Annotated in this window: 14 protein-coding genes; 9 read left to right on the forward strand and 5 right to left on the reverse strand. The window is 70.5% G+C overall.

The window, feature by feature from the left end; genetic code table 11:
* The first annotated feature begins 109 nt into the window (after nt 1-109).
* From metE to metK, 4 genes are all read left to right on the forward strand, one after another.
* Entirely contained in the window at nt 110-2,395 is a 2,286-nt protein-coding gene (gene metE / locus IHE47_RS11655) for a 5-methyltetrahydropteroyltriglutamate--homocysteine S-methyltransferase (RefSeq protein WP_192106052.1), read from the forward strand.
* A 128-nt stretch (nt 2,396-2,523) separates the two neighbouring features.
* Nucleotides 2,524-3,834 carry a GGDEF domain-containing protein gene (locus IHE47_RS11660; protein WP_192106053.1) on the forward strand — a complete coding sequence of 437 codons (1,311 nt, stop codon included), beginning with the start codon at nt 2,524-2,526 and terminating at the stop codon, nt 3,832-3,834.
* Between the two features lie 92 nt (nt 3,835-3,926).
* Entirely contained in the window at nt 3,927-5,270 is a 1,344-nt protein-coding gene (locus IHE47_RS11665) for a GGDEF domain-containing protein (protein WP_192106054.1), read from the forward strand.
* Between the two features lie 129 nt (nt 5,271-5,399).
* The gene (gene metK / locus IHE47_RS11670) at nt 5,400-6,599 is read left to right on the forward strand and encodes a methionine adenosyltransferase (protein WP_192106055.1); all 1,200 of its coding nucleotides are present in this window, start codon (nt 5,400-5,402) and stop codon (nt 6,597-6,599) included.
* 73 nt (nt 6,600-6,672) lie between these two features.
* Here metK and IHE47_RS11675 read toward each other — a convergent pair whose 3' ends face one another.
* Both IHE47_RS11675 and IHE47_RS11680 read right to left on the reverse strand, forming a co-directional pair.
* Nucleotides 6,673-9,432, reverse strand: coding sequence for a serine/threonine-protein kinase (locus IHE47_RS11675; protein ID WP_192106056.1), 2,760 nt, complete (start codon nt 9,430-9,432; stop codon nt 6,673-6,675).
* Nucleotides 9,433-9,593: 161 nt separating this feature from the next.
* Complete coding sequence (locus IHE47_RS11680; protein ID WP_343227472.1) at nt 9,594-10,754, reverse strand: D-alanyl-D-alanine carboxypeptidase family protein; 1,161 nt, start codon at nt 10,752-10,754, stop codon at nt 9,594-9,596.
* Nucleotides 10,755-10,945: 191 nt separating this feature from the next.
* On the opposite strand from IHE47_RS11680, the gene IHE47_RS11685 reads away from it, so the two are divergent.
* The gene (locus tag IHE47_RS11685; protein ID WP_192106057.1) at nt 10,946-12,808 is read left to right on the forward strand and encodes an ATP-binding cassette domain-containing protein; all 1,863 of its coding nucleotides are present in this window, start codon (nt 10,946-10,948) and stop codon (nt 12,806-12,808) included.
* Between the two features lie 223 nt (nt 12,809-13,031).
* Here IHE47_RS11685 and IHE47_RS11690 read toward each other — a convergent pair whose 3' ends face one another.
* From IHE47_RS11690 to IHE47_RS11700, 3 genes are all read right to left on the reverse strand, one after another.
* On the reverse strand, nt 13,032-14,531 hold the full coding sequence (locus IHE47_RS11690; protein ID WP_192106058.1) for an aldehyde dehydrogenase (NADP(+)): 1,500 nt from the start codon (nt 14,529-14,531) through the stop codon (nt 13,032-13,034).
* Nucleotides 14,528-15,352, reverse strand: a complete 825-nt coding sequence (locus tag IHE47_RS11695) for an NAD(P)-dependent oxidoreductase (protein ID WP_192106059.1) — start codon at nt 15,350-15,352, stop codon at nt 14,528-14,530. The genes IHE47_RS11690 and IHE47_RS11695 overlap by 4 nt, the downstream gene beginning before the upstream one ends.
* Before the next feature lie 95 nt (nt 15,353-15,447).
* Entirely contained in the window at nt 15,448-16,236 is a 789-nt protein-coding gene (locus IHE47_RS11700) for an IclR family transcriptional regulator (RefSeq protein WP_192106060.1), read from the reverse strand.
* A gap of 97 nt (nt 16,237-16,333) precedes the next feature.
* Here IHE47_RS11700 and IHE47_RS11705 point away from each other — a divergent pair, with 97 nt between their 5' ends.
* The 4 genes from IHE47_RS11705 to IHE47_RS11720 are packed head-to-tail and all read left to right on the forward strand — an operon-like array spanning nt 16,334 to nt 21,037.
* The gene (locus IHE47_RS11705) at nt 16,334-17,323 is read left to right on the forward strand and encodes a 5-dehydro-4-deoxyglucarate dehydratase (protein ID WP_192106061.1); all 990 of its coding nucleotides are present in this window, start codon (nt 16,334-16,336) and stop codon (nt 17,321-17,323) included.
* Nucleotides 17,320-18,594, forward strand: coding sequence for a glucarate dehydratase family protein (locus tag IHE47_RS11710; protein ID WP_192106062.1), 1,275 nt, complete (start codon nt 17,320-17,322; stop codon nt 18,592-18,594). Before IHE47_RS11705 ends, IHE47_RS11710 begins: the two co-directional genes overlap by 4 nt.
* A gap of 2 nt (nt 18,595-18,596) precedes the next feature.
* On the forward strand, nt 18,597-19,751 hold the full coding sequence (locus IHE47_RS11715; protein ID WP_192106063.1) for a hypothetical protein: 1,155 nt from the start codon (nt 18,597-18,599) through the stop codon (nt 19,749-19,751).
* Nucleotides 19,751-21,037, forward strand: coding sequence for an MFS transporter (locus tag IHE47_RS11720; protein ID WP_192106064.1), 1,287 nt, complete (start codon nt 19,751-19,753; stop codon nt 21,035-21,037). The genes IHE47_RS11715 and IHE47_RS11720 overlap by 1 nt, the downstream gene beginning before the upstream one ends.
* The last annotated feature ends 159 nt before the right edge of the window (nt 21,038-21,196 follow it).

Raw genomic sequence — 21,196 nt, forward strand, 5'->3', positions numbered from 1 at the left:
GCGTGAGCCGGTTCGCCCGCGGGGGCGAAGGTCAACGGCGCGATCATTCGACCATTCACGCCAGCCACCCTTCGTTCCTCTTTGCCCCTGACCGCAAGAGGAATCATCCATGTCACTCACAACCCATCCCGGCTTTCCACGCATCGGCCTGAAGCGGGAACTGAAGCGCGCACTGGAAGCGCACTGGCGCGGCGAAGCGCCCGCCGCAGCCCTGCCCGACACCGCACGCGCGCTGCGTGCGCGGCACTGGCAACTGGCCCGCGACGCCGGCGCCGACGTCGTGCCTTGCAACGACTTCAGCCTGTACGACCACGTGCTCGACACCGCCGTGCTGTTCGACGCGATCCCCGACCGCTATCGCCCGGTGTTCGCCGAAAGCCGTCTGGACGGCTATTTCGCGATGGCGCGCGGCCACAAGCGCGGCGGCCACGACCTGCACGCGCTGGAAATGACCAAGTGGTTCGACACCAACTACCACTACCTTGTGCCGGAGCTGCATGCCGGCCAGCGCTTCGCCCTCGCCGGCGACAAGCCGCTGGCGGAATTTCTGGAGGCCGGGGCGCTGGGCCACCGCGCGCGGCCCGTGCTGCTGGGGCCGGTATCCCTCCTGCTGCTGTCCAAGACCGTCGACGGCAGCGACCGGCTGGACCTGCTCGATGCCTTGCTGCCCGCCTACGCCGAGCTGCTGCGCAAGCTGGCCGAAGCCGGCGCGGAGTGGGTGCAGCTGGACGAACCCTGCCTCGTGCTCGACCAGGACGCCGACGACCACGCCGCCTATCGCAAGGCCTACGCGGCACTGGCCGCGGCCGGCGGCCCGAAGGTCCTGCTCGCCAGCTACTTCGGCGCGCTGGGCGACAACCTCGCGCTGGCCGCAAGCCTGCCGGTGGCCGGCCTGCACGTCGACCTGGCGCGCGCGCCGCAACAGCTCGATGCCGTGCTCGACGCGCTGCCCGCCGGCCGCGTGCTGAGCGCCGGCGTGGTCGATGGCCGCAACGTCTGGCGCAGCCGCCCCGACCACGTGCTGCCGCTGCTGCGCAAGGCGCACGCGCGGCTGGGCGACGCACGGTTGTGGCTGGCGCCGTCCTGCTCGCTGCTGCACGTGCCGATCGACCTGGACGCCGAAACGGCCCTGCCCGCGGAACGCCGCGTATCCATGGCCTTCGCGAAGCAGAAGCTCGAAGAACTGCGCGCCTACGCCGACGCGCTGGCCGGCCACGCCGAAGCCGAAGCGGCCCTGCAGGCGCAGCAGGCCCGGCTCGACCGTCAGGCGCAACAGCCCGGCGTGCAGAACCCCGCCGTGCGCGCCCGCCTCAACGCGCTCAGCCCGCAGGCCTCGCTGCGCCGCTCGCCCTACGCCACGCGCCGCGTCGCGCAGGCCGGAACACTGGCGCTGCCGCAGCTGCCCACCACCACCATCGGCTCCTTCCCGCAGACCGACGGGTTGCGCCAGGCACGCGCCGCCCATCGTGCCGGCAAGCTGGCCGATGGCGACTACGAGGCACTGCTGGCGCAGGAAATCGAACGCGTGGTGCGCTTCCAGGAAGGGATCGGGCTGGACGTGCTGGTGCACGGCGAACCCGAGCGCAACGACATGGTGGAGTACTTCGGCGAGCAACTGGACGGCTATCTCTTCACCCGGCTGGGCTGGGTGCAGAGCTACGGCTCGCGCTGCGTGAAGCCGCCGGTGATCTGGGGCGACGTGGCGCGGCCCGCGCCGATGACGGTGCGCTGGTCGACGTACGCGCAGTCGCTCACCGACAAGCCGATGAAGGGCATGCTCACCGGGCCGGTGACCATGCTGCAGTGGTCGTTCGTGCGCGACGACCTGCCGCGCGAGACGGTGTGCCGGCAGATCGCGCTGGCCCTGCGCGACGAGGTGCACGACCTGGAGGCCGCCGGCATCCGCGCGATCCAGATCGACGAACCCGCGCTGCGCGAAGGCCTGCCGCTGCGCCGCGCCGATTGGCCGGCCTACCTCGCCTGGGCGGTGGAATGCTTCCGCATCACCGCCGGCGGCGTGCGCGACGCCACCCAGGTCCACACCCACATGTGCTACTCGGAGTTCAACGACATCATCGAGGCGGTGGCCGCGATGGACGCCGACGTGATCTCGATCGAGACCAGCCGCTCGCGCATGGAGCTGCTGGATGCGTTCGTGCGCTTCCGCTACCCCAACGGCATCGGCCCCGGCGTGTACGACATCCACTCGCCCCGCGTGCCGACGCCCGCGGAGATGCAGGCCCTGCTGCGCAAGGCGCTGGAGGTCCTCGACGCTGGGCAATTGTGGGTGAACCCCGACTGCGGCCTGAAAACCCGCGGCTGGGCCGAGGTGGAGCCGGCCCTGCGCCGCATGGTTGACTGCGCCCGCCAGCTGCGTGCCGGCATCGCCACCTGATGTCCCGCGGGAGCCGGCGGAAACGCCCGGGCGCGTTTCCGCCGGCCCCGCACCCCGTGCATGACGCGCGACAAGGCGAACGCCCGGAACCGGTTTAAGATGCCGGAAGTCCTGCCGATAGCCTGCCGATGGATACCACCCCACCAAGCACCAACCCGCACGACAAAGTCGAAATGCTCAAGCTGCGCGAAGCGCAGTGGCGCCACGTGGGCAGCCTGCTGCATCGCCTGCTGTCGCACCTGGCCGGCCCGGGCGACCTGCGCGGCCAGGCGCTGGAGGCCACGCTGGGCGAACTGCGCGGCGTCATGCACGAACCGGGGGGCGACAGCCGCATCCCCACCCTGCTCGGCACGCTGGCCAAGGCGGTGCAGTCGCAGGACACCCATGCCCCGCGGAGCGAACCGTGCGCCGCGCCGTCGACGCCGAACGAACTGCTGCTCGCCGTGCTCGACTACCTCGCGCTGGAGGAACCCGCCACCGAGCTGGCCGAACTGCGCCAGCAGGTCGCCGGCTGCACCGAGGCGCCGGCCCTGTGCGAACACGGCAAGGCACTGGCCGCGCTGGTCAACCGCCGCCTGCAGCAGCTGGCGGAGGAGCGCCGCGCCGCGGCCCAACTGCTGCACCACGTCAACAGCCACCTGGGCTCGCTGGCCGAATACCTCGACCAGGCCGAAAACGCCAATCGCGAGGACGACGCCGCCCGCCACGAGTTGAACGAGCGCATGCTCGACGAAGTGCATGCGCTGGACGAATGCGCGAGCACTGCCCACGACCTCGCCAGCCTGCGCCGCGACGTGCAGGCGCGGCTGGCCGTCATCCGCGACCACCTCGTCAGCTCGCGCAGCCGCGAACTGGAGCGCGAACACGACTGGCAGAAGCGCCTCAAGCGTTCGCGCCACCGCATCCGGCAGCTGGAAGACGACGTCGAACGCATGGAAACCATGCTGGCGGCAAAGGGCCATCTGGTCGACACCGACGCCCTGACCGGCCTCGCCAACCGCCGCGCGCTGGAGGCGCGCATGCCCAGCCTGTGCGAGGCGCCCGTAGGCACCACCAGCCTGCTGATGATGGACATCGACCACTTCAAGGAAATCAACGACCAGTTGGGACACGGCGCCGGCGACCGTGCCCTGCGCATCGTCGCCGAGCAGTTGCTGGCCACCATGCGCCCGGGGGATTTCCTCGCCCGCTACGGCGGCGAGGAATTCGTGGCCATCCTCGATGCCGGCCCCGCGGAAGCCATCCTGGTGGCCGAGCGGCTGCGCGAACGGATCGAGCGCACGCGCTTCCGCAGCCAGGACCAGCCCGTGCACGTCACCCTGTCCTGCGGCGTCGCCACCGCACTGGCCGGCGACACTCCAGAAAGCGTATTCGACCGCGCCGACCGCGCGCTCTACCAGGCCAAGCGCGCCGGCCGCAACCGCTGCATGGCGCTATGAGGGCTTGCAGGTAAAGTGCCTGCCGGAGAGGCTCAAGCCCCGGGCCTTTCCGGCGATACGATAGGGCACCACGATCCGCGGAACCGCTGCCGATGGCTGCCGACCACTCCGAGTCCGCCCCCTACGACGCCCTCGTCCTGCTCGAGCGCGAGCAGGAACGCTGGCGCGACCTCGATGCCCTGCTGCGCCGCCTGCTCTCGCGCCTGACCTATGCCGCGGAAGGACGCAACGCCGGCCTGGACACGGTCCTGGGCGACCTCCGGCTGGCCACCCGGAACACCCTCGACGAAGAGCGCCTTGCTCCGTTGCTCGACGCGCTGACCGATGCCGTGGCCTCGCTGGACGAGAGCCACGCCCGGCCGCCACGGGAAACCTTCCTGCCGCCCCCGCCGCCGCAACCGGCGGAGCCCGTCGTGCTGGACCGCCTGCTGCTCGCCATCCTCGACCGCCTGCCGCTGGGCGAGGCCGCCGGGGCCGAGCTGGAGTCGCTGCGCCGGCGCATCGTCGGCTGCCACGACGCCGGCAAGCTGCAGGCCCACGGCGAGGCGCTGGCCGCGCTGGTCGCGCGCCACATCGAGCAGCTCGAAGAGGCGCAGCGCACCGCCAGCCGCCTGCTGGACCACGTGGACAGCGAGCTGACCGCGTTGACCGAGCACCTCGACGAGGACAACCAGTCGCGCAACGACGCCGTCGTGGCCCGGCGCGAACTGGGCGAGCGCATGGCCGGCGAGATGCTGGCGCTGCGCGAACGCGCGCGCGCCGCCGCCGACCTGCCCAGCCTGCAGGCCGACGTGCATGCGCGGCTGGCCGCGGTCGGCGCCCACCTCGCCACGCTGCGCGAGCGCGAACAGGCGCGCGAGCAGGCCTGGTACGAACACACCGCGCGCATGCGCGAGCGCATCCGCGAACTGGAATCCAGCACGCGCAACATGGAGGCGACGCTGAAGCAGAAGCTGCAGCTGGCCGACACCGATCCGCTCACCGGCCTCGCCAACCGCCGCGCGCTGGAGGCGCGCATGGCCTCGCTGCACGAGTCGAACGCGACCGACATCAGCCTGCTGGTGCTGGACATCGACCACTTCAAGTCGATCAACGACCTGCTCGGCCACGCCGCCGGCGACCGCGCGCTGCGCATCGTGGCCGAGCAGCTGCAGGCCGCGCTGCGCCCCGGCGACTACCTCGCCCGCTACGGCGGCGAGGAGTTCGTGGCGCTGCTCGCCGCCGACGCCTACGAGGCGATGCAGGTGGCCGACCGCCTGCGCATACGCATCGGGCAGGCGCGCTTCCACAGCCAGAACCAGGTAGTGCCGATCACCCTGTCATGCGGCATCGCCACGATGCGCGACGACGACACGCCCGAATCGCTGTTCGAGCGCGCCGACCAGGCGCTCTACCGCGCCAAGGACAACGGCCGCAACCGCTGCGAGGCGGCGTGAAGCCGCTGGCAGATAGCCGTCCATCCGTCCAAAGCCCGGTTCAGCCGGGGGTACAACGCCGGCACGGCACAATGCTATGATGGCGCACTTTCTTTTATCTCTTTATCCGTACACGAGGATATAAACCCGATGTCCAGCCATCTGTTCACTTCCGAATCGGTCTCCGAAGGCCATCCGGACAAGGTCGCCGACCAGATCTCCGATGCCGTGCTCGACGCGATCCTCGCGCAGGACCCGCGCGCCCGCGTGGCCTGCGAAACCATGGTGAAGACCGGCGTGGCCATCGTCGCCGGCGAGATCACCACCAGCGCATGGATCGACCTCGAGGCGATCACCCGCAAGGTGATCCTCGACATCGGCTACGACTCCAGCGAAGTCGGCTTCGACGGCGCCACCTGCGGCGTGCTGAACCTGATCGGCAAGCAGTCGCCCGACATCAACCAGGGCGTGGACCGCAAGAAGCCCGAGGAACAGGGCGCCGGCGACCAGGGCCTGATGTTCGGCTACGCCACCAACGAGACCAGCGAGTACATGCCGGCGGCGATCCACTACGCCCACCGCCTGGTCGAGCAGCAGACCAAGATCCGCAAGAAGAAGAACTCGCCGCTGCCGTGGCTGCGCCCGGACGCGAAGAGCCAGGTCACCCTGCGCTACGAGAACGACAAGGCCGTGGCGATCGACGCGGTGGTGCTGTCCACCCAGCACGACCCCAGCGTGAAGCAGAAGGACCTGATCGAAGGCATCCGCGAGTACATCCTGAAGCCGATCCTGCCGTCCAAGCTGCTGCACAAGGGCACCAAGTTCCACATCAACCCGACCGGCAAGTTCGTGATCGGCGGCCCGGTGGGCGACTGCGGCCTGACCGGCCGCAAGATCATCGTCGACACCTACGGCGGCTGGGCCCGCCACGGCGGCGGCGCGTTCTCCGGCAAGGACCCGTCCAAGGTGGACCGCTCGGCCGCCTACGCCGCGCGCTACGTGGCCAAGAACATCGTGGCCGCCGGCATCGCCGACCGCTGCGAGGTGCAGGTGAGCTACGCGATCGGCGTGGCCGAGCCGACCTCGATCTCGGTGACCACCTTCGGCACCGGCAAGATCAGCGACGAGAAGATCGAGAAGCTGATCCGCAAGCACTTCGACCTGCGTCCCTACGGCATCATCAAGATGCTCGACCTGATCCACCCGATGTACCAGCGCACCGCCAGCCACGGCCACTTCGGCCGCATCCCGCAGGAAGTGAAGGGACCGGACGGCAAGAGCTACACCACGTTCTCGTGGGAAAAGACCGACAAGGCCGAGGCGCTGCGCGCGGACGCCAAGCTGAAGTAAGCCGGCGTCCGGCACGCCACCGGAACGGGCCGCGCAAGCGGCCCGTTTTCGTCTGGAGGTCCAGACGCCGGGCTCAGCGCAGTGCCAGGTCCGCCCGCCACTGCGAGTCGGCCGGGAAGGTGCGGTCGAATACCGGCCGCAGCGTCTTCTCCAGCCGGTCGGCCTCCCCCGTCTGGCCGGCCTTGCGCAGGTCATGCGCCCACAGCAGCCCGAAGCGCGCGGTCTGCGGATGCCCGGCGCCGAGGTGGTCGCGCAGGATGGACCACGCCAGCTCGTCGCCCGCCAGCGCGGCGGCGAGGTCGCCCTGTTGCAGCGCCATCGTCGCGCGCAGTGCGGCGGCGCGCACGCGGGGCCAGAACTCGTGCCCCGCATCGAGCCCGTCCACCCGGGCCAGCAGGGTCGTGGCGGCGGCGCGGTCGCCGCGCAGGTATTGCAGGCGCGCCTGCCCCACCAGCGCATAGGCGAGATCAGGATCCGAGTGATGCTGGCGGTAGCTGGCCGCCGCACTGTCCAGCCACGCGGCGGCCTCCGCGTCGGCCTTGCCCTGGTCGAGCAACAGCGTGGCCGCCACCTCGCGGGCGCGCGCAAGACCCAGGTCGTCCGCGCTGAGCAGCTTGCCGCGCACCTCGATGACCTTGCGCATCGCCGCCAGGGCCGCCGCGCAGTGGCCCAGCGCGCTGCGCACGTTGGCCACCTGGAACAGCAGGCTGGCGTAGCGGGGCGCCTGCTCGCCGCCCAGCCTGGCCTGCGCCGCCAGGGCGAAATCGATGTGCTGCTGCGCCTCGGCATAACTGGCCTGGCCGTTGAGCATGCGGGCGAGGTCGGTCTGGTAGTACACCGAGGAGCCGCTTTCCTTGCCGTACAGGTCGTCGCTGAGCGCGAGCGCCTGCCGGTCCAGTGCGATGGCGGCGGCGAAATCGCCGCTGCCCTCCACCGCATGCGCGTAGTTGCCCAGGCGGACCAGGTGCCCGCCGGTGTGCAGCTCGCCACGGTCGCGGTCGATGGCCAGCGCCTTGCCGAAATAGCCCTTCGCCGCCGGCTGGTCGCCGGCGTGCGAGGCGATCAGGCCCAGGTTGTTGAGCGCCACCGCGATGCGCCCCTGCTCCGCCGGCAGCTTCAGCAGCATGTCGTAGGCGGTCTGGGCGGCCTGGCGTGCCTCGGGATACTGGCCGTCGCGGTCCAGCGCCACCGACAGCACGATCCACGAGTTGGCGATGTCCTCCGAACCCGCCGCGCTCAGCCGTTCGCGCAGGGCCAGCGACTGCCGCGCCGCGGCCAGCGCGTCCTTGGAGGAAAAGCCGCCGTTGGAGAGCGCGTTGGAGAGCGCCTCCAGGCTGCGCGCCGCCGCCAGCGGCTGGTTCACTTCCGCCCCCAGGTCGAGGCCGGCGGCCTCGCGCAGCAAGGGCACGGCCTTGCCCTGCAGTCCCATGTGCCGATAGGCGTTGCCCATGGCCTCGAGCAGCCGCGCACGCACCGCCGGCTCGCCGGCGAGTTCGGCATGCACGCGAGCAGTGCCGTTGTCGAGCACCTCGCGCGCCGTGAGGTCGTGGTGCAGGTTCTGGTTGACGTCGGAATCGGAGGCGGCGAACACGGAGACCAGGTAGTCGGTGACGCGCTCGGTGATCGCCACCTGCTTCCGTGCCTCGCGCTCGGCCAGCACGGTACGCCAGGTAAAGGCCCCGCCCAGCAGCAGGATCGCCGCCGTCGCCGCAAACACCGACCAGTGCCGGCGCAGCAGGCGGCCCGACACGTAAGGCCAGCTCTGGCGGCGCGCACGCACCGGCTGGTGCGCGCCGATGCGCTGCAGGTCCTCGGCCAGCGCGGCGGCGGAGGCGTAGCGCTGGGCGGGATCGAGCGCACAGGCACGCGCGACGACGGCGTCGATGTCACCGGCCAGCCGGCGGCGCCAGGGCAGTTCCGGCGCGGCATCGCGGCTCGGGCGCGGCGGTGGCGGCGCGGCCTCGTTGCCCGGGGCGTACGGCGGCGGCCGGTTCGCCACCAGTGCATACAGCAGCAGGCCCAGTGCGTAGATGTCCGAGGACATGCTGACCGGCCCGCTGCGGATCTGCTCCGGGCTGGCATAGCGCGGCGTGAGGTACTGGTGCTCCCGGCCCGAACCGGCGCCGCTGCGGTCCAGCGCCTGAGCGATGCCGAAATCCAGCAGCTTGGGTTGCCCCTGCCCGTCGACCAGGATGTTGGCGGGTTTCAGGTCGCGATGGATCACCAGGTTGCGATGCGCATAGTCCACCGCCGCGCAGACCTTGAGGAACAGCGCGATGCGCTCGCGGAGCTGGAGCCCGTGCCGCTCGCACCAGGCGTCGATGCGCTCGCCCTCGACGTACTCCATGGTCAGGAAGGGCTGGCCGTCGGAGAGCACGCCGCCGTCGAGCAGGCGCGCGATGCCGGGGTGCTCCAGCCGCGCCAGCAGTTGCCGCTCGCGCGTGAAGCGCTCCAGCAGCGTGGGCGAGCCCATCGCGCCGGTGTTCAGCACCTTCAGCGCGACCTGCTGCACGAAGTCGGCATCGTCGCGCTCGGCAAGATAGACCACGCCCATGCCGCCCTCGCCCACGCGGCGCACCAGGCGGTAGCGACGCGGCGCGTTGGCCTGCGCATCGTGGCCGCTCAGGTCGACCGTGTCGCCCGGCTGCAGGGGCAGCGTGGCGGTGTGGCTGCTCTCGACCGCGTCGACCATCCAGCGCACTTCGCGCGCCATCGCCTCGTCGTCGCCGCATTCCTGCGCGATCGCGGCGGCGCGCCCGGACACGCCGAGCTCCAGCACACGCATGGCGATGTGCTTGGCGCGCAGATAGCGGTCGGTCAGCTGACCGGTCATGGGCTCCCCTGCATGTACGGCGTGATGTGCAGCCATGCAGGCGATCCCGCATGGCGCATCCGTACATCGAAGGATAAGCGATCAGGCCGGCACCAGGCCGATACCCTGCGCCACTGCCACTACGGCCCCGCTGCGGGGCGGCCGGAGATCGCGGGAGGCCCTCAGCCGTCCGTGTCGTTGCGCGAAGCAACCACCACGGCGGGCTTCTGCCCGGCCCGCGGACGGTGCGCCGCCAGGCGCGGCGCGGCATGGCGCGTGCGGCGATGCGTGGCGGCGCTGCGACAGGCGGCACTGCTGCTGCGCGAGCAGCCGCGGCTGGCCACGGCCGCCGGCTTGCCGCCGCGCACCGAGCGGCCCGCAGCCGGGCGGCGCTGCGCCGCCGGCACGGTATCCGCCTCGGCGGTCTGGATCGGCGAGATCGCCTCGAGCAGGCGCGCCGCGCGGCTGCCGGCGCGTACGCCACCGGCTTCGGCCACCAGGATCGGCGGGGTCTGCTGGCCGGCGAAGCCGTCGTCCAGCAGGCGTGCCATCAGGCGGTCGCGGCCGCCTGCGGTGCGGCTGCCCAGCACCACGGCGAACAGGCGATGGCCGTCGCGCACGGCGGTGGAGGCGAGGTTGAAGCCCGAGGCGTCGGTGAAGCCGGTCTTCAGGCCGTCCATGCCCGGGTAGCGGTACATCAGATTGTTGTGGCCGCGCACGATGTGGCCGTGGAACACGAATTCCTGCGTGGCGAAGAAGTGCGCGTACTGCGGGAAGTCGCGGTACAACGCCATCGCCAGTTTCACCAGGTCGTGCGCGGTGGAGGTGTTGTCGGGATCGGGCAGGCCGGAGGCGTTGGCGAAGTGCGTGTCGGTCATGCCGAGCAGCGCGGCCTGCGCATTCATCATGTCGGCGAAGTGCTCCTCGCTGCCGCCGATGCCCTCGGCCATCACGCTGGCGGCGTCGTTGGCCGACTTGGTGATCATGCCCAGGATGCAATCCTGCACCGCGACGGTCTGCCCGGCGCGCAGGCCCAGCTTGGTGGGTGCGCGGCTCGCCGCCCAGGCCGACACCGGCATCGTCTGGTCGAGGCTCAGCTTGCCGCCCTTCAACTCCTGGAAGGTGATGTAGAGCGTCATCATCTTGGTCAGCGAGGCGGGGTAGTCGCGCTGGTCGGCGTTGACCTGCTGCACGATCTGGCCGGTTTCGCCGTCGACCACGATGGCCGCGTAGCCGGCATGCGCCGCGCACGCGAAACTGCCGAGGCCGCACAGCAGCACCAGCATCAGCATCGCGCGCAGACGACCCAGCGTCCGCCCCAGCCCCGTCGATTCGATGGCCACCCGACTTCCTCGCAAACAGACTGCAACCAAATGGAAACCCCGCGTGGCCGCGACCTTAACCCAAGGTGGCGAAAATTTCTACAGGCAAGACTTGAAATAATTTCGTTAAATCCATGTTCCGCAACGGATTGTTCAAGCCATTCGCCAGCGCATGCAATGGCTTCGGCATGACCGCCCGCTAGAATGGGCGGATGTCCCTGATCCAACTCCATCACGTCGATTTCAGCATCGGCGGCCCCCTCCTGCTCGAACACGTCGACCTGTCGATAGCCCGCAACGAGCGCGTGTGCATCGTCGGTCGCAACGGCGAAGGCAAATCCACCCTGATGAAGCTGATCGCCGGCGAACTCAAGCCCGACGACGGCGAGGTGCGCGTGCAGAACGGCATCGTCATCGCGCGCATGGCGCAGGAGGTGCCGCACGGCACCGCCGGCACCGTGTTCGACGTGGTCGCCGACGGACTGGGCGATCTCGGCCACCTGCTCGCCCGCTATCACCACCTGCTGCACGAAGGCGACTTCGATGCGCTGGGCGACGTACAACACCAGATCGAAGCGCAGCACGGCTGGGATCTCGACCGCCGCGTCACCGAGGTGCTGACCCGCCTGGAACTGCCCGCCGACACCGACTTCGCCGCGCTCTCCGGCGGCATGAAGCGCCGCGTGCTGCTGGCGCAGGCGCTGGTGCGCAAGCCCGACGTGCTGCTGCTGGACGAGCCCACCAACCATCTCGACATCGAGGCGATCGGCTGGCTGGAAGGCTTCCTGAAATCCTTCGACGGCAGCCTGCTGTTCATCACCCACGACCGCAGCTTCCTGCAGGCATTGGCCACGCGCATCGTGGAGATCGACCGCGGCCAGCTCACCGACTGGCCGGGCGACTACGACAACTACCTGCGCCGCCGCGAGGAACGCCTGCACGCCGAAGCGCAGGCCAACGCGTTGTTCGACAAGAAGCTGGCGCAGGAAGAAGTGTGGATCCGCCAAGGCATCAAGGCCCGCCGCACGCGCAACGAAGGCCGCGTGCGCGCATTGAAGGCGCTGCGCGTGGAGCGCGCGGAACGCCGCGAACTGGGCGGCAACGTGAAGATGACCGCGGCCAATGCGCAGGCCTCGGGCAAGAAGGTGATCGACCTCGAACACGTGCACCAGAGTTACGGTGGCCGCGTGCTGATCGACGACCTCACCACCACGATCATGCGCGGCGACCGCGTGGGCATCGTCGGCCCCAACGGCGCGGGCAAGAGCACCCTGCTGAAGATCATGCTGGGCGAACTCCAGCCCGAGCGCGGCAGCGCCACGCTGGGCACCGGCATCCAGGTCGCCTACTTCGACCAGCACCGCCTGCAGCTGGACGACACGCAGAACGCGCTGGACAACGTGGCCGAAGGCCGCGAATACATCGAGCTGGACGGCCAGCGCAAGCACATCATCGGCTACCTGCAGGACTTCCTGTTCTCGCCCGAACGCGCGCGCGCGCCGATCACGCGGCTGTCCGGCGGCGAACGCAACCGCCTGCTGCTGGCCAAGCTGTTCGCGCAGCCGTCGAACCTGCTGGTGATGGACGAACCCACCAACGACCTCGACGTGGAGACACTGGAACTGCTGGAGGAACTGCTCGCCGGCTACCAGGGCACCCTGCTGCTGGTCTCGCACGACCGCGCCTTCCTCGACAACGTGGTGTCCAGCACGCTGGTGCTGGAGGGCGACGGCAAGGTCGGCGAATACGTGGGCGGCTACAGCGACTGGCTGCGGCAGCGGCCCGCGGCAACGGCACCCGCCGTCGCGGTTGCCGCGAAAAGCCCGGCACCTGCACCGACGCCCGTGCAGGAAGCGAAGCGCAAGCTGAGCTACAAGGAACAGCGCGAACTGGAACAGCTGCCCACGCGCATCGAGCAGCTCGAAGCCGACATCGGCGCACGCGGCGAGGCGATGAACGATCCGGCGTTCTTCCAGCAGGACAGCGCCGCCATCGTCAAGGCGAACGAGGCGCTGGCGAAGCTGCAGCTGGAACTGGAAAGCGCCTACGCGCGCTGGGCGGAACTGGACGGCTGAGGAACACCCGCCGTCCACGTTCCTGCATCCGCCCCGGTTCTTGCCGCGTGCCGCCCTCGCACGGCACGGACACCCCGGAAACACCTGCGCACGGAAGCCGCATGGCGATCATGGCAAGGCAGCGCGGGCTGCGTGGCAGCTTTGAACAGGCTGCAGCCCCGCGTCGGCCTTGTTGCCAGCCGACGCGCCGCATCCGGTTTCCTGTCCGCCCGGGAACCGGGAGCTAGCGCAGTCCCGGCACCCCGTCGCGCCGCCTGGGGATGCGCAGCGGATTGGCGTCCTTCAGTTCGTCGGGCAGCAGCGCGTCGGGCCAGTCCTGGAAGCTGACCGGCACCAGCCAGCGGCGGATCGCGGTGGCGCCCACCGAGGTGTGCAGGGGATTCGTCGTCGCCGGCCACGGGCCGCCATGCTGCATGCCCCAGGCGACCGCCACGCCCGTGGGCCAGGCGTTGTAGACCACGCGCCCGGCTATGCCGCGCAACGCATCGACGGCGCGCAGCGCGTGTGGCGCATCGGCAGCCGTGGCATGCACGCTCGCGGTCAGCGTGCCGGGCAAACGGTCGAGCAAGGCGAGCACGCCATCCACGTCGCGATAGGCAACGACCAGCGCGGCCGGGCCGAAGCATTCGTCGACATGGCGTTCCATGTCGGCCGCGAAGCTTTCGAGGTCGACGCGGAACAACTGCGGCATGGCGCCGAACGCGGCGTCGGAATCCGCGCCGGACGCCACGCGCTCCGCGACGGCAGCCAGGGCCTGCGTGCCGTTCCGGTAACTCTCCTGCATGCGCTGCGTCAGCAGCGCGCCGCCGCCGGACTGGCGCACGGCGGCGGCCAATTCGTCGACCAGGGCGACGGGCACGAACAGCAGCCCGGGATTGGTGCAGAACTGGCCGACGCCCAGCGTCAGCGACGCGGCAAACCCGCGGGCGATCTCCTGCGCGCGCTCGGCCGCGGCATGCGGCAGGACCAGCACCGGATTGATGCTGCCGAGTTCGCCGTAGAACGGGATCGGCGCGGGCCGCGCGTTCGCCAGATCGAACAGGGCGCGGCCGCCGCGCGTCGAGCCGGTGAAGCCGGCGGCCTTGACCGCGGGATGGCCCACCAGTCGCGCACCGGCGGCGACGCCGTGGACGATGTCGAACACCCCGGCGGGCGCACCGGCATCGGCCAGCGCCTGCGCGACGACCGCTGCCGTGGCGCGCGCGGTCTGCGGGTGCGCCTCGTGCGCCTTGACGATCACGCTGCAGCCTGCGGCGAGCGCCGATGCGGTGTCGCCGCCGGCGACGGAGAAGGCAAAGGGGAAATTGCTCGCCGCGAACACCGCCACCGGCCCGATCGGCTGCAGCATGCGGCGCAGTTCCGGACAGGGTGGAACGCTGGCCGGGTTGGCAGCATCCAGCGTCGCTTCGACGTAGCTGCCTTCGCGCAGCACGTCCGCGAACAGGCGCAGCTGGTTCGTGGTGCGCTTGATCTCGCCGCTCAACCGCGGCAGGCCCAGCGCCGTTTCGCGATCGCCGAGCGCGGCGAGTTCGACGGCGTTGGCGTCGATCGCCGCGGCGATGCTTTCCAGCGCCGCGGCGCGCACCGCCGCCGGCGTTCGCGCCCACAGCCGGGAAGCGCCGGCGGCGCGCGCGCAGATGGCGTCGACCTCGGCCGCGCCGGTTTCCGCAACCGGCGCACCCACCGCTGCGCCCGTGCGCGGATCGAAACCCTGGATGCTCATGTGTTGTTCTCCTTCTCTGCGGTATTCCAGCCCGGTCCGCACCATGCCCCGCCGAGGTAGCGCAGCATGAAGCCATCCGGCTCGACCTCGCCCTGTGCGGCGATCAGTTCGGCGGCGTAGCGCTCGGCATCGTCCTGCGGCGCGTAGCCAAGCTCGCGGGCGCTGGCCAGCGACACCCATTGGCGCGTGTTGTTCGATGCGCCCCAGACCACCCGGAACCCCGGCGCGGGCGCGGCGATGCAGGCTTCGACCAGGCGCGCGGCGTCGTCCGGCGACAACCAGGTACGCAGCATGCGCACGTCCCTGGGCCGCTCGAAGCAGGAGCCGATGCGGATGGCGATGACATCCATGCCGTAGCGGTCGGCATAGAGGCTGCCCAGGGCTTCGAGCGCGACCTTGCTGACGCCGTAGTTCGTGTCGGGGCGCGGGAACGCCGCCGCGTCGATCTCGCCGTCCTGTATGCCGACGTAGCCGATCGCATGGTTCGAGCTGGCCAGGATCGCGCGCTTGACGCCGCAGCGCCGCGCCGCCTCCAGCGTCACGTACGAGCCGTTGATGTTGACTTCGAGTACCTTCGCCCAGCCGTGCTCGATGCTGAGCGCGCCCAGGTGCAGCAGCACGTCGACGTCGGCGCAGGCCGCCTCCATCGCCACGGGATCGGTGATCGACGCCTGGACGATCTCGGCGCCGTCGTCGCCGCGCGGGATCTCCGCGACGTCGAGCAGGCGCAGCACGCGGCCCGCGCGCGCCAGGCGCGGGCGCAGCAGCCGGCCCATGCCTCCGGCGGCCCCGGTGACCAGGATGCGTTGCGGCCGGGTCATGGCCGGGCTCCCGGCAGGATCGACCGCTGCGTCGGCCTGGCAGGATGGAGATGACGGTGCTTCATGGCTGATCCCTTGTTCAAGGTGGCGCGGCCTCAGATGCCGCCGCGCAGGCTGTCGGTAATCGTGCGGGCGGCGGCGAACAATCCGTTGATCACGTCCTTCTCGTGCTTCTTGTCGAGGCGCGCCAGCGGCACGGAACAACTGATCGCATCGAGCGCCGGCGTGCTGTAGGGCAAGGCGACGGCGAAGCAGCACAGCCCGGGCGTGTTCTCCTCGCGCTCGAAGGCGTAGCCGAGCGTGCGGAACCCGTCGAGCTGCTTGTGCAGGGCGCGCCGGTTGCGCACGGTGTTCGCGGTCAGGGCCGCGAGCTTGTCCGGCAGCAAGGCATCCACCTCCCCGTTCGGGCGCGCCGCCAGCAAGGCCTTGCCCAGAGAGGTCGCGTAGGCGGGCACGCGCCGGCCCACGCGCGAGATCACGCGCAGGTGATGCTGCGATTCGCGGCTGGCCAGATAGACCACGTCGCCGCCGTCGAGCCGGGCAAGGTGCACCGTCTCGTCGATCTGCCCGCACAGCTCGCTGATCACGCGCGCCGCGGCCTGAACGACCCGGTCGTGGTCGAGGTAGGACGTGCCCACGAGCAGGGCGCGCACGCCGATGCCGTACGTGCCCAGCCGCGCATCGCAGGACAGCCAGCCGCGCGCGACCAGCGTCTGCAGCAGCATGTACAGGCTCGACTTGGGCATGTCGAGCTGCTGCTGCAGTTCGGTCAGGGTGAGCGCATGCCCGCTCGCCGCGAGCACCTCGAGCAGCAGCACGGTGCGGTCCGCGGATTTGACGGCGGCGGGTGCGGCAGGTCCTGCATCGCGCTTCTTGTTGTCCACGATCGAGACTCCCTAGGCCTTCAACGGGGAGCGGCTTGACAGCCCGCCCGGCGATTTTTACATTCAAAGTTCACACACAGAATATTAGTTCACGTATATGAACTCTGCAAACGAACATCCGGCCACGCAGGAAAGTTCCGTCCGCACCGGCGCCGGCCGCACCGGCCAGTTGCGCGGCGTGCTGTTCTTCCCGGTCACGCCTTTCGACGCCTCGGGCGAAGTCAACACGACGGCACTGGCGGGGCACATCGAACGCGGCGTGGCCGCCGGCCCCGGCGCGGTGTTCGTCGCCTGCGGCACGGGTGAATTCCACGCGCTCGAACCCGGCGAGTTCGAGACCATCGTGCGCATCGCGGTGGAGGCGACCGCGGGCCGCGTGCCGGTGTTTGCCGGATGCGGCGGCTCGCTGATGCTGGCCAGGCGGTTCGCCGCGGCGGCGGCGCGCGCCGGCGCCAATGGCTTGCTGCTGCTGCCGCCGTATCTCGTCACCTGCCCGCCGGAGGGCATTGCCCGTTACGTCGAGCAGGTCGCGATGGCCACGTCGCTGCCGATCATCGTGTACCAGCGCAACAACGCGGTGTTCACCCCCGGGACCGCGGCGCGGGTGGCGCGCCTGCCGAACGTCGTCGGCTTCAAGGACGGCCTCGGCAACCTGGATACCATGCAGCGCATCGTGCTGGCGGTACGCGCGGCGATCGGCGACAAGCCGTTCCAGTTCTTCAACGGCATGCCCACGGCCGAGATGTCCCAGCCCGCCTACCGCGCGATCGGCGTGACGCTGTATTCCTCGGCCGTGTTCTGCTTCGCGCCGGAGATCGCCCTGGCCTACTACCGGGCCGTCGAGGAGGACGACCGCCGGCGCGTCGAGGCACTGCTCGAACGCTTCTACGCCCCGCTGGTCGAGCTGCGCAACAAGGTGCCCGGCTATGCGGTATCGCTGGTCAAGACGGCGACGGAGCTGGGCGGCATCGCCGCGGGGCCGGTACGTGCGCCGCTGGTCATGCCGACGGCGGAACACGTCGAGGAGCTCAAGCGCATCATCGCCGCGGGGCGGGCACTCGTGGCCCAGCCGCAGGTGACGGCATGAGCGCATCGCGCGCGACGATCCGCGAGATCGTGCTGACGCCGATCGCGTTCCGCGATCCGCCCCTGCTCAATGCGATCGGCGTGCACGAGCCCTGGGCCCTGCGCACGATCGTGGAGATCCATACCGACGCAGGCCCGCTGGGACTGGGCGAGACCTACGGCGACCAGGGGCATCTCGAACGCCTGCGCCGGGTCGCGCCCACCCTGGTGGGGCTGGACGTGTTCGCGCTGAACGCGGTGCGCGCGCAGGTGGCCCGCACCCTCGGCGGCACGGTGGGCGGCGACCGCCACGGGCTGACCGGGCACATCAACCTCGGCGGCACGATCGATCGCGTGTTCGCCTCGTTCGAGGTGGCCCTGCTCGACATCCAGGGACAGCTGCTCGGTCGCCCCGTCTGCGACCTGCTCGGCGGTGCGGTGCGCGATCGCGTGGCCTACAGCGCCTACCTGTTCTACAAGTGGGCGGCGCATCCGGGCGAAGCGCCGGACGCGTTCGGCGAGGCGCTGGACCCGGCCGGCATCGTCGCGCAGGCACGCGCGTTCATCGACAGGCACGGCTTCTCCGCGATCAAGCTGAAAGGCGGCGTGTTCCCGCCGGAGCAGGAAACCGCCGCAGTACAAGCGCTGCGCGCTGCATTCCCGCAGCACCTGCTGCGCATCGACCCGAACGCCGCGTGGACCGTCGAAACGTCGCTGGCCGTGGCGCGCGAACTCGACGGCGTCATCGAGTACCTCGAAGACCCGACGCCGGGCATCGAGGACATGGGCCGGGTCGCCGCGGGCACGCCGATACCGCTGGCGACGAACATGTGCGTGGTCGCCTACGACCACATCGCCCCCGCCGTCGAGCACAAGGCGATCAGGGTGCTGCTCGGCGACCATCACTACTGGGGCGGCCTGGTCCGCTCGCGCCAGCTGGCGCTGATCTGCGAGACCTTCGGCATCGGCATGTCGATGCATTCCAACTCGCACCTCGGCATCAGCCTGATGGCGATGACGCACCTGGCGGCCGCCACGCCGAACCTGGGCTACGCCTGCGACACGCACTACCCCTGGAACAGCGCCGACGAAATCATCGCGGGCGGCGCACTGCAGTTCGTCGACGGCGCGCTGCCCGTGCCGACCACGCCCGGCCTGGGCGTCACGCTGGACCGCGACGCACTGGCGCGCGCGCACGAGCGCTACCTGGACTGCGCGATCCGCGTCCGCGACGACACGGCCTACATGCAGCGCTTCCACCCCGGATACTCCGGCGTGCTGCCGCGCTGGTGAACATGGGTCGCCACGCGCTAGCGCACCTGTACCCCTGGGACGTGATCGGCGACCCGGACGCCGTCCCGCGCGTGCGTGACCTCGGCGTCGACGCCGTCGCCCTGGCCGCGGCATATCACAGCGTGCGCGCGGCGACGCCGCTGCATCCCGCGCATCGCATCGTCGATGCGCCGCATGCCGCGATGTACGTTCCGTTCGACGAGGCAAGCTGGCGCGGCCGCCTGCTGCAGCCGGCCACGGCGACCTGGCTCGCCGCGCACGACCCGTTCTCGACGGCGGCGCAGGCGCTGCGCCGGGCGGGCCTCAAGGTCCATGCCTGGATCGTGCTGACGCATGCGAGCCGCCTGGCTGCGCAGCATCCGCAGTTCGCGGTGCGCAACGCCTTCGGCGACAGCTACCGCCATGCGCTGTGCCCGGCCCACGACGCGGTGCTCGAATACTGCGCAAGAATGGCGCACGAGATCGTCCGCATCGGCAAACCCGACGGCGTCGTGCTGGAGGCCGCCGGGCCGATGGGCTTCGTGCATGGCGGACACCACGAGAAAACCGACGGCGCCGATTTCGGCACGGTCCAGAAGCAACTGCTTTCGCTGTGCTTCTGCACGGCCTGTACGGCGCGCTACGCGCAGGTGGGCATCGATGCCGGATCCTTGCGCGCGCTCGTGCAGGCAGGCATCGACAGGCCGGCCCGCTCGATCGAGGCCGTCCTCGGCGAACCGCTCGCAACGCGGCTTGCGCAAGTGCGCGGGTCGCTCGCGCTGGAACTTCGCCGGCGCGTGACCGGCGCGCTGCGCCGGCTTGCGCCGGAACTGGAAATCATCCTGCACGCCAGTGCCGATCCCTGGGCCACGGGCGCATTCGCGAGCGTGGCCGGCGGGGTCGATGCCCGGGCGGACGTGCTCGTCGCCAACTGCTGGGCGGGTCCGGAAACCGCGCTCGCGGAGATTGCCGGGCTCGCGCGCTGGCAGGAATCGCGGCGCCTCGCCGCCTATGTGCTCGCGCTGCCGCCGCGCCCCTGCGATGCCCGCGCGTTGCGCGCGGAACTCGACGCCTACGCCGGCGCCGGGGTCGACGAGTTCCATTTCTATCATGCAGGCCTGGCGTCACGCGCACGGCTGGCCGCGATCCGCACCGCGCTGCGCGGAGACGCCTGTTGATGCCAGGGGCCGCGCCGGCAGGTGGGGAACCGGTCCGCGACCCGCGCCATCGCTGGTCGGTCTGCGCCCTGTTGTTCGCCATCACCACGATCAACTACATGGACCGGCAGCTCATCGGCTTGTTGAAGCCGCTGCTGCAGGGCCGGCTCGGCTGGAGCGAGATCGACTACGGCAATATCGTCCTCGCGTTCCAGGCCGCCTACGCCGTCGGCCTCGTCGCCTCCGGATGGGCCCTCGACCGCCTGGGCACGCGCCGCGGCTTTTCCATCGCCGCCGCGCTGTGGAGCGTGGCGGCGATGGCGCATGCGCTGACCCGTGGCGTGCCGGGCTTCATTGCCGCGCGCTTCGGCCTGGGCCTGGGGGAGTCGGCGAATTTCCCGGCGGCGATCAAGGTCGTCGCCGAATGGTTTCCCCGCAACGAACGGGCGCTTGCGACCGGAATATTCAATGCCGGCTCCACCGTCGGCGCGCTGATCACGCCCCTGCTCGTCCCGTTCATCGTCGCCACCTGCGGGTGGCGCATGGCGTTCGTCCTGACCGGCGCGCTGGGTTTCGTCTGGATCGCGCTCTGGCTGGGCCTGCATGCGGCATGGAAGGTGCGCGACCGCCCCGATGCCGTCCATGCGGCCAACGCCTCCGGCTGGCGGGACGTACTGCCGCATCGTGCGACCTGGGCGTTCGCGCTGGCCAAGTTCCTGACCGACCCGATATGGTGGCTTTACCTGTTCTGGCTGCCGGACTTCTTCGCGCGCCAGTTCCACCTCGACCTGCAAAGCCTTTCCCTGCCCACGGCGGCGGTCTACCTCGCAGCGGGATTCGGCAGCGTGGCGGGCGGGGCGATCTCCTCCTGGCTGATCGGGCGTGGCGTCGCGGTCTACCGCGCGCGCAAGGCGGCGATGCTGCTCTGCGCCCTCGCGGTGACGCCGGTCTGGTTCGCGCCGTTCGTCACGCACCCCTGGCCTGCGGTCGCCATGATCGGGCTGGCCGCGGCCGCGCACCAGGGCTGGTCCGCCAACCTGCTGACGACGGTCTCGGACATGTTCCCGCAGCGCATGGTCAGCTCGGTCACCGGGTTCGGCAGCATGTTCGGCGCCGTGGGCGGCATGCTGGTCGCCTGGGGCGTGGCGCACCTGCTGCAACTCAGCGGCAGCTATGCCCCGGTCTTCTTCGTCGCCGGCGGCGCCTATCTCGCCGCACTCGCCGTGTTCCATGCACTCGCCCCCGGCCGGGCACGGCAAGGCTTGTCCGAAGCCGGGGCTGTTCATTCCACCTCGGAGCACGCATGATCGGTTCGACCGTCGAGTCGTACGTTCGCGCCCGCATGCGCGAGGCATGGATCGAACCGCGGGCTGACGGCGGCATGCACGGAGCCGGGCCGGGAACCGGGCCGGGGACTTCGGCACATGGAACCGGAAGCCGCCCTGTCGCGCTGCATCATGCCGACG

Source organism: Rhodanobacter sp. DHB23, assembly GCF_014842975.1.
In the GTDB taxonomy this organism is placed as follows: domain Bacteria; phylum Pseudomonadota; class Gammaproteobacteria; order Xanthomonadales; family Rhodanobacteraceae; genus Rhodanobacter_A.

Bases quoted from the DNA above. Each gene is read 5' to 3' on its own strand.
- IHE47_RS11660 (WP_192106053.1), top strand. From the start codon at position 2,524: ATGGATACCACCCCACCAAGCACCAACCCGCACGACAAAGTCGAAATG.
- IHE47_RS11695 (WP_192106059.1), bottom strand. From the start codon at position 15,352: ATGACCCGGCCGCAACGCATCCTGGTCACCGGGGCCGCCGGAGGCATG.
- IHE47_RS11715 (WP_192106063.1), top strand. From the start codon at position 18,597: ATGGGTCGCCACGCGCTAGCGCACCTGTACCCCTGGGACGTGATCGGC.
- IHE47_RS11710 (WP_192106062.1), top strand. From the start codon at position 17,320: ATGAGCGCATCGCGCGCGACGATCCGCGAGATCGTGCTGACGCCGATC.
- IHE47_RS11675 (WP_192106056.1), bottom strand. From the start codon at position 9,432: ATGACCGGTCAGCTGACCGACCGCTATCTGCGCGCCAAGCACATCGCC.
- IHE47_RS11685 (WP_192106057.1), top strand. From the start codon at position 10,946: ATGTCCCTGATCCAACTCCATCACGTCGATTTCAGCATCGGCGGCCCC.
- metE (WP_192106052.1), top strand. From the start codon at position 110: ATGTCACTCACAACCCATCCCGGCTTTCCACGCATCGGCCTGAAGCGG.
- IHE47_RS11705 (WP_192106061.1), top strand. From the start codon at position 16,334: ATGAACTCTGCAAACGAACATCCGGCCACGCAGGAAAGTTCCGTCCGC.
- IHE47_RS11665 (WP_192106054.1), top strand. From the start codon at position 3,927: ATGGCTGCCGACCACTCCGAGTCCGCCCCCTACGACGCCCTCGTCCTG.
- metK (WP_192106055.1), top strand. From the start codon at position 5,400: ATGTCCAGCCATCTGTTCACTTCCGAATCGGTCTCCGAAGGCCATCCG.
- IHE47_RS11690 (WP_192106058.1), bottom strand. From the start codon at position 14,531: ATGAGCATCCAGGGTTTCGATCCGCGCACGGGCGCAGCGGTGGGTGCG.
- IHE47_RS11720 (WP_192106064.1), top strand. From the start codon at position 19,751: ATGCCAGGGGCCGCGCCGGCAGGTGGGGAACCGGTCCGCGACCCGCGC.